The sequence below is a fragment of the Nocardiopsis suaedae genome, from assembly GCF_027706745.1.
In the GTDB taxonomy this organism is placed as follows: domain Bacteria; phylum Actinomycetota; class Actinomycetes; order Streptosporangiales; family Streptosporangiaceae; genus Nocardiopsis_A; species Nocardiopsis_A suaedae.
Map to the genome: position 1 here is coordinate 35,507 of NZ_JAQFWP010000063.1, position 8,059 is coordinate 43,565.

Genomic DNA, 8,059 nt, shown 5'->3' on the forward strand with positions numbered 1-8,059 from the left:
AACACGGCCGATCCCCGGTGCCGCGGCCGCCGGGCACCGGGGATCCTTCCACGGCCATCTGATCCGCCTCCTAGTCCGCCTCGTGGCGTTCCAGGAAGGTATAGACGTCCGTCTCGTCCACGCCTGGGAAGGTGCCAGACGGGAGGGCCGAAAGGACGTGGGAGTGGGCCCTCGCCGACGGCCAGACGTTGCCCTCCCAACGCGCGGCCAGGTCCGAGGGGGGCTGAACGCAGCACTCGCCCGACGGGCAGTTCGACTTCGTCCTGTTGGTCGTCTCCCTGCCCCGGAACCAGCGCGACTCCTTGTAGGGCACCCCGAGGGTGATCGCGAAATTGCGCTCACGGCTGGGGTCGACGTGCGCCACGCACCAGTGGGTGCCGTTGGGCTTGTCCGTGTACTGGTAGTAGATCGAGTACCGGTCCGGCGACGTGAACACCTGGCGGCCCGACCAGTAGCGGCACATGCGCTGGCCCTCGATGGCCCCGCTCTCGTCCGTGGGGAACACCAGGCCGTCGTTCTCGTAGGCCTTGTAGATGATCCCGGTCTCGTCGTTGCGGATGAAGTGGCACACCAGGTCCAGGTGCCGGTTGGCCAGGTTGGTGAACCGGTGGGCGGCCATCTCGTAGGAGACGGAGAAGACGTCCCTCAGGTCCTCCACCGACAGGTCGCGCGCCTTCTTGGCCTCCTGCAGGTAGGTCACCGCCGACGTCTCGGGGATCAGCACGGCGGCCGCGTAGTAGTTGGCCTCCACCCGCTGCCGGAGGAAGTCGGCGTAGTCGCGGGGCTGCTGGTGCCCCAGGACGAAGTGGCCGAGCGTCTGCAGCAGGATCGTGCGCGGGCTGTGCATGCCCAGCGACTCGCGCTTGAGGTAGAGGCGGCGGTTGCGGGTGTCGGTCACCGACCGCACGGAGCGCGGGAGGTCCTGTACGTACCTCAGGGTGAACCCGTGGTGCGTCACGATCGACAGGATCTGGCCCTGCGACAGCGCTCCCCCGCTGTAGCCGACGGCGTCCAGCGTCTCCTGGGCCGCCTTCTCGATTCCGGCGAAGTAGTTGCCGCGCTCGCGCATCTGCCGCCGAAGCTCGGCGTTGGCCCGGCGCGCCTCCTCGGGGGTGGCGGTCGGCTTGACGCTGCGCCGCCGCAGCTCGTCGTAGAGCCCCACGATGTGCTCCAGCACGTCGTTGGGGACCCGCTTGCCGACCTTCAGGTGCGGCAGGTCCAGGCTCTGGTAGACGGGGTCGCGCTGGGCCTCCTCCAGGGCGATCTCCAGCTGCGCCCTGCGGCTCGGGGGCTGCCGGGAGAGCAGCTCCTCCACGGACACGCCCAGCGCCTGGGCCAGCGAGGTCAGCAGGGAGAGCTTGGGCTCGCGCTTGCCGTTCTCCAGCAGGGAGAGCTGGGAGGGGGCCCGGCCCACGCGTTCACCCAGGTCGGCGAGGGTCATCCCGCGCGCCCGCCGGAGGTGGCGCAGCCGCTGGCCGAAGGTGACCAGGTCCAGGTCACCCGGCAAAGACGGGATTTCTTCGGTACCAAAGTACGTCATGGGTTCATACTAAGGAAAGATTCGAAGATCTTCACACGGATTCCGCTCGAAAAACCCTGGAACTTTGCGAAGAATCGTTGGCACAGGCGGGGAACACACCGCACCGGATGGGCCCCGGGCCCACGGGTACGGGTCTCCAGCCTCATCGTCGACCAGGGGAAACAAGAAGGCGGGAAGCACATGAGCATCACCGGCCGTCAGCAGGAAGCCGCCGCGGCGCTCGAGCGGGAGTGGGAGTCCGACCCCCGCTGGGCCGGCATCGAGCGCACCTACTCCGCCGCCGACGTGGTCCGCCTGCGCGGGTCCGTCACCGAGGAGCACACCCTCGCCCGCCAGGGCGCCGAGCGGCTCTGGAAGCTACTCCACTCCGAGGACTACGTGAACACCCTCGGCGCGCTCACCGGCAACCAGGCGGTCCAGCAGGTCCGCGCCGGGCTCAAGGCCATCTACCTGTCCGGGTGGCAGGTCGCCGCCGACGCCAACCAGGCCGGCCAGACCTACCCCGACCAGAGCCTGTACCCCGCCAACTCGGTGCCCCAGGTCGTCCGCCGGATCAACAACGCCCTGCTGCGCGCCGACCAGATCACCTGGTCCGAGGGCGATGAGGACGCCCCGCACTGGATGGCGCCGATCGTCGCCGACGCCGAGGCCGGCTTCGGCGGGGTGCTCAACGCCTACGAGCTGATGAAGGGCATGATCGCGGCCGGCGCCGCGGGCGTGCACTGGGAGGACCAGCTCGCCTCCGAGAAGAAGTGCGGCCACCTGGGCGGCAAGGTCCTCATCCCGACCGGCCAGCACGTCAAGACGCTGAACGCCGCCCGCCTGGCCGCGGACGTCGCCGGGGTGCCCTCGCTGGTCGTGGCGCGCACCGACGCCCAGGCCGCGACGCTGATCACCAGCGACGTCGACGAGCGCGACCGCCGGTTCGTCACCGGCGAGCGCACCTCCGAGGGCTTCTACCGGGTCCGCAACGGGCTGGAGGCCTGCGTGGCCCGCGGCCTGGCCTACGCGCCCTACTCCGACCTGCTGTGGATGGAGACCTCCACCCCCGACCTGGAGGTGGCCCGCCAGTTCGCCGAGCGGATCAAGGCCGAGTACCCCGACCAGATGCTCGCCTACAACTGCTCGCCCTCGTTCAACTGGAAGAAGCACCTGGACGACGCGACCATCGCCAAGTTCCAGCGCGAGCTGGGCCACATGGGCTACAAGTTCCAGTTCATCACCCTGGCCGGCTTCCACAGCCTGAACCACTCGATGTTCGACCTGGCCAAGGGGTACGCCCAGGGCGGCATGAGCGCCTACGTCCAGCTGCAGGAGGCCGAGTTCGCCGCCGAGGCCGACGGCTACACCGCCACCCGCCACCAGCGCGAGGTCGGCACCGGGTACTTCGACCTGATCTCCACGGCGATCACCCCGGACGCCTCCACCACCGCGCTCACCGGCTCCACTGAAGAGGACCAGTTCTCAGCGGCTCACTGATACTGGATCCTCGTCCCTGACGGGCCGCCCGCCCCGCTTTCGTGGCTGGGGCGCGGCGGGCGGGCCGTCCCCCCGCCGCCGGTCCCACGGCATCGTGTCACCCGTGGGACCGGCGGCTTCTCCGTGCGCGGGGTCCGGTGTGCGCAGGCCCGGTCCCCCGCGCCGCCCTCCCGGCGGGAGCGGGTCCGCACGCCGCCGGAAGGCGTGCGATGATCGGCCGCATGTCCGAATCCACCCCGGCCCCGGCCCCGCCGCCCCCTCCGGAGGGGACCGCCCCTGACGGACGGGAGCGGGCGCGCCCGGCCCCCGCCCTGCCGCGGCCCGCGCCGGTCACCGGCCGGACCATCGGCTGGGAGATCGCCTGCGTACTGGCGCTGTCCCTGGGCGCGTCCGCGGTGTACGCGGTCATCTCCTTCACCGGCGCCCTGACGGCGCCGGGGTCGCTGGCCGACCAGAGCGCGAACCTGGTGGCGCCGCGCGCCGAGGCCGAGCGCCCGTGGCTGGACCTGTCCCGGCAGACGGCCTCGCTGGTGTTCGCGTTCGCCCCGGTGGCACTGGTGCTGTTCCTGCTGCACCGCACCCGCGAGTCGGCCGCCACCATCGGCTTCGACCTGCGCCGCCCCGGCCCGGACCTGCTCGGCGGCGCGGCGCTGGCCGCGGCGATCGGTCTGGGGGGCCTGGTGGTGTACCTGGTCTCCTGGCGGATGGGCCTGACCGTGACGGTCGCGCCCAGCGCTTTGGAGCCGCACTGGTGGCAGTACCCGGTCCTGGTCCTGCAGGCCGTGAAGAACGGCGTGCTGGAGGAGGTCATCGTGGTCGGCTACCTGCTGCTGCGGCTCGACCAGCTCGGCTGGTCGCCGGTGCGCGCCATCCTGTTCAGCTCCGTGCTGCGCGCCGCTTACCACCTCTACCAGGGCGTGGGGATGTTCTTCGGCAACCTGGTGATGGGGGTGGTGTTCTGCTGGGCCTACAAGCGCTGGGGGCGGGTGATGCCGCTCGTGGTCGCCCACTCCCTGATCGACATCGTGGCCTTCGCCGGGTCGGTCGCCCTCATCGGGAAGGTGGACTGGCTCCCGGGCGGGTGAGCCGTCCTCCCTCTGGGCCGCCGACACGCGTCGGGCCCGGTGCGCCGCCCCCTCCTCCGCGCACCGGGCCCGTGACCGCTTCTGGCCTTATGCGGAGGCCCCGGTCCGTGCGGCCGCGCGCGCGGACTTGCGCTCCAGCGCGTCCTCCAGGAAGCGCGGGCGCCCGAGGAACATGCCCACGACCATGTTCCCGGTCACCAGCACCGCCACCAGGGCCAGCGGCGCGTGCCAGCCTCCGGACAGGTCGTGCAGCAGCCCGAACAGGAAGGGGCCGAGCCCGCCCATGAGGTAGCCCAGGCTCTGGCTGGACGCCGACATCGCCGCCGTCGCCGCCGACGTGCGCGTGCGCACGGCGAAGAAGGTGAGCGCCAGGGTGAAGGTGCCCATGCCCATGCCGATGAGCACGGTCCACAGCCACACGCCGCTGGTCGGGGCGATCCACAGCCCGCCCAGGCCGAGCACGTAGCAGACGTAGAAGAACGCGACGTACCCGCGGTGGTCCCGGGCGCGGGCCATCAGGCCGGGCAGCACCAGCGAGGTGGGCACGGCCAGGGCGGTCAGCAGCGACAGCGCCAGCCCGGCGCTCCCGGCGCTCATGCCCTGGTCGCGCAGCATCTGGGCGAACCAGCCGAACATGATGTAGGCCACGGTCGACTGGGTGCCGAAGAACAGCACCGACTGCCAGCCCATGGCCGTGCCCAGCACGGTCCGCAGCGAGGTGGCCTGGGCGGGGTCCTGCTTGGCGGGCTCGTGGCGCAGCACCAGCACCCACGGGACGGCGGCGATGAGGCCGAAGACGGCGTACATGCCCAGGGCGGTGCGCCAGCTCCCGGTGGCGTCGAAGACCGGCACCGTGGCCGCGGCGGCCATGGTCGTCCCGGCGGCGAGCGCGGTGGTGTACAGGGTGGTCATCGTGCCGACCCGGTCGGGGAAGTGCTGCTTGACCAGGGTGGGCAGGAGCACGTTGCCGACCGCGCCGCCGGAGAGCGCGACCGCGCTCAGCACCAGGAAGGTCCCGGGGTCGCCGACCAGCGCCCGCGCGGCGAGGCCCGCGGTGAGGGCGGCCAGCGCGGCCACGAGCACGTGGTGCTCGCCGAAGCGGCGGATGAGGGCGGGCGTGGCCGCCCCGAAGGCGGCGAAGCACAGCACCGGGAGCGTGGTCAGCACGCCCGCGACGGTGGTGGACATGCCCAGGCCCGCGGACACCTCGTCGAGCAGGGGGCCGACGCTGGTGATCGCGGTGCGCAGGTTGATCGCCGCCAGGGCGACGCCGGCGATCAGCAGCCAGGCGACGTGCCGGCGGCGCCCCCGGCCCGCGTCCGGACCGGTCTCGACGACGCGCTCGGCTGTGGCGCTTGTCACTCGCCCCCCTTATTCATAGGATGACAGGATCTACATCGACAGCGTAACGCATTCGCGGGGACGGCCTGTTCCCCGCGCGGGCTGGTCTAAGCTCCGGCTTTAACCGACCCTCATGATCTGGCCCCCGGAGGGCCGACACCCGTAGGAGGTAACCGCGTGCCCCTCGCCTCGACGCGCCGGACCGGCCTGGTCGACCAGGTCATCAGCCAGCTCAGAACACAGATCGACTCTGGCGAGTGGGATGTCGGCGACCGCATCCCCACCGAGTCGGAGCTCTCCGACCAGCTGGAGGTGGGCCGCAACACGGTCAGGGAGGCCGTGCGCGCCCTGGCCCACGCGGGCCTCCTGGAGATCCGCCAGGGGGCGGGCACGTTCGTACGCGCCTCCAGCGAGCTCGGGGGCGCGCTCCGCCGCCGCCTGGAGCGGTCCCGGATGCGCGAGAACCTGGAGGTGCGGCGCGCCCTGGAGATGGAGGCGGCGCGCCTGGCGGCGGGACGCCGGTCCGACGAGGACCTGGCCGACATCGACCGCGCGCTGGCCCTGCGCGACACCGCGTGGCGCGAGCGCGACATGTCCTCGTTCGTCGAGGCCGACTTCACCTTCCACCGGGCGGTGGTCAACGCGACGCACAACCCGCTGCTGATCGAGCTCTACGACGACATCGCGTCCGTCGTCTACGACAGTATCGCCCAGTCGGCGCTGATCCAGGCCCCTCAGGAGGACCTCGACCACAGGCGCCTCGCGGACGCCATCCGCGCGGGCGACGAGGGCGAGGCCCTGCGCGAGGCCGCCTGCTACCTGGACGAGCTGCTGGCCCGCGCCGACGACTGAGTGGGCGCGAACGGCGGAACCGGGCCCGCGCCCGGCCGCGGGGACCGCCTCTTCACCCCCATCGGAAAAGGCGGATTTCACGGTCGGACGCGGGCCCGTTCCCTTACCCGCGGCCCGGCTCGTCCGCGATGCGGTCAGGCGGGCGGGGCGGAGGCGGGCCGGGGGCAGCCCGGTGGCAGCCCGGTGGCAGCCCGGTGGCAGCCCGGTGGCGGAACGGAGGGCGACCGGGGGCGGGCCGGGAACCCACGGCGGCCCGGCCGCCGCAGGGCCGCTCCCCACTGAGCACGCCCGGGGTTCACGATCCACCTGACAGGTGGGAACACCGACCGGCGCGCAGGTGCCCGTTCCTCAGCGCTCGGCGGCCGGGGCGGCCTCGAAGCGGCCGGGGCCGCCCTCCCAGCCCGCCACCCGGGTCGGGTCGAGGTCGAGCAGCTCGATCGTGCTCTCGCCCGCGCACACGGCCTCGACGAGCTCGCGGTCGGTGGTGGCGGCCCGCAGCGCGTCGGCCACGATGTCGGCGGCCCGGCCGCGCGGCAGGCACACCACGCCGTCGTCGTCCACGGCCACCCAGTCGCCCCGCCGCACGGCCACCGGCGCGCCGCCGGTGTTCATGGTGATCTCACGGCCGACCGCGCCTCCGGCCTCGTGCGCGGTGCCGCGCGGGGACACCCCGGCGCTCACCACCGGCAGGCCGGTACGGGCGATGGCACCCAGATCCCGCACGCACCCGTCGACGACGATCCCGGCCAGGCCGCGCATGCGCGCCGCCACCGCGAGGATCTCGTCGACGTAGCCGAACTCGGGGTCGGCGGAGGCGTCCACGACCAGGGCGGAGCCGGGCGCCGCCTGGGCCACGGCCACGTGCAGGGCGAGGTTGTCGCCGGGCGCGCAGCGCACCGGCAGCACCGTGGCCGCCAGCCCCTCCCCCGGCTGGACGGGAAAGAGGTGGGCCCCGAGGGGAAGGGCCCCGCTCCTGGTCAGCGCCGCTGTTCCGACCGCCGTCAAGGTATCCGCAAGCGCCACGTCGACCTCCCCGAATGCACCGCGCCTGAAGCGGGCCGCGCACGCCGGAGAGAGGGTCCGGCGGCGGCCCGACTCCCTCATACTCATGGGTAACTTCCCTGGTGCGCAAGACGTGCAGGAAGGAATCGGTAAAAAAACGCTACCGCCGGTTACACGCCCAGGCCTGCGATGTCGTCGGCGCGACCGCGACAGGGCGGCCCGGCGGCGGGTGGGTGGGTGGCGGGTGAGTGCGTGGCCGGTGTGGGGGCAGGGGCGGCCGGGGCGAGCGGTCCGTCGGTCCGGCTTGCCATCCGCACGCCCACCCCTCGCAGTACAGGCGGGCGGGACGGCTCGACGGGTACCCCGCTCACGGATTCCAGCCGTCCAGCGGATCGCCGGAGTGCCAGGCGGACCGCGGCGACGACGAAGGCCAGCGGCCCTCACGGCAGCGTCGACGGCCGCCCGGCGTGTGCGTGGTCACCGTGATGGGCGGCGACAGCCAAAGCGGGGCGGTTCCCCGGGCCTGCCTGCCGGGCGGCGGGCTGCTCACGGTTCAGGTGGGCGGGCGGCTCGGCCGGTACCCCACTGACGGACCCCGGCCGGGTAGCGGGTGGTCGGGGTGCAGAGTGGAGGGCGGCGACGACGAAGGTCGGCGGCCCTACCTGCTGTTCTGTCGGCCGCCGGGCGTGTGCGTGGTTCGGGTGGTTGGCGGCGACGGCGGAAGCGGGGCGGTTCCCCGGGCCTGCCTGCCGGGCGGCGG

At 72.8% G+C, this 8,059-nt stretch carries 6 protein-coding genes; 3 read left to right on the forward strand and 3 right to left on the reverse strand.

What is annotated here, in order from left to right; genetic code table 11:
* Positions 1-70: 70 nt before the first annotated feature.
* On the reverse strand, positions 71-1,507 hold the full coding sequence (locus O4U47_RS25060) for a helix-turn-helix transcriptional regulator (RefSeq protein ID WP_270680433.1): 1,437 nt from the start codon (positions 1,505-1,507) through the stop codon (positions 71-73).
* 213 nt (positions 1,508-1,720) lie between these two features.
* On the opposite strand from O4U47_RS25060, the gene aceA reads away from it, so the two are divergent.
* Together aceA and O4U47_RS25070 are read left to right on the forward strand one after the other, a co-directional pair.
* Entirely contained in the window at positions 1,721-3,019 is a 1,299-nt protein-coding gene (aceA, locus tag O4U47_RS25065) for an isocitrate lyase (RefSeq protein ID WP_270680427.1), read from the forward strand.
* 209 nt (positions 3,020-3,228) lie between these two features.
* The gene (locus tag O4U47_RS25070; RefSeq protein ID WP_270680428.1) at positions 3,229-4,104 is read left to right on the forward strand and encodes a CPBP family intramembrane glutamic endopeptidase; all 876 of its coding nucleotides are present in this window, start codon (positions 3,229-3,231) and stop codon (positions 4,102-4,104) included.
* 87 nt (positions 4,105-4,191) lie between these two features.
* Here O4U47_RS25070 and O4U47_RS25075 read toward each other — a convergent pair whose 3' ends face one another.
* Positions 4,192-5,466: an MFS transporter gene (locus O4U47_RS25075; protein WP_270680429.1), complete on the reverse strand. Its 1,275-nt coding sequence runs from the start codon at positions 5,464-5,466 to the stop codon at positions 4,192-4,194.
* Between the two features lie 156 nt (positions 5,467-5,622).
* Here O4U47_RS25075 and O4U47_RS25080 point away from each other — a divergent pair, with 156 nt between their 5' ends.
* The gene (locus O4U47_RS25080) at positions 5,623-6,297 is read left to right on the forward strand and encodes a FadR/GntR family transcriptional regulator (RefSeq protein ID WP_270680430.1); all 675 of its coding nucleotides are present in this window, start codon (positions 5,623-5,625) and stop codon (positions 6,295-6,297) included.
* Positions 6,298-6,645: 348 nt separating this feature from the next.
* Here O4U47_RS25080 and O4U47_RS25085 read toward each other — a convergent pair whose 3' ends face one another.
* On the reverse strand, positions 6,646-7,320 hold the full coding sequence (locus tag O4U47_RS25085; protein WP_270680431.1) for an RraA family protein: 675 nt from the start codon (positions 7,318-7,320) through the stop codon (positions 6,646-6,648).
* Positions 7,321-8,059: the final 739 nt, after the last annotated feature.

Bases quoted from the DNA above. Each gene is read 5' to 3' on its own strand.
- O4U47_RS25070 (WP_270680428.1), top strand. From the start codon at position 3,229: ATGATCGGCCGCATGTCCGAATCCACCCCGGCCCCGGCCCCGCCGCCC.
- aceA (WP_270680427.1), top strand. From the start codon at position 1,721: ATGAGCATCACCGGCCGTCAGCAGGAAGCCGCCGCGGCGCTCGAGCGG.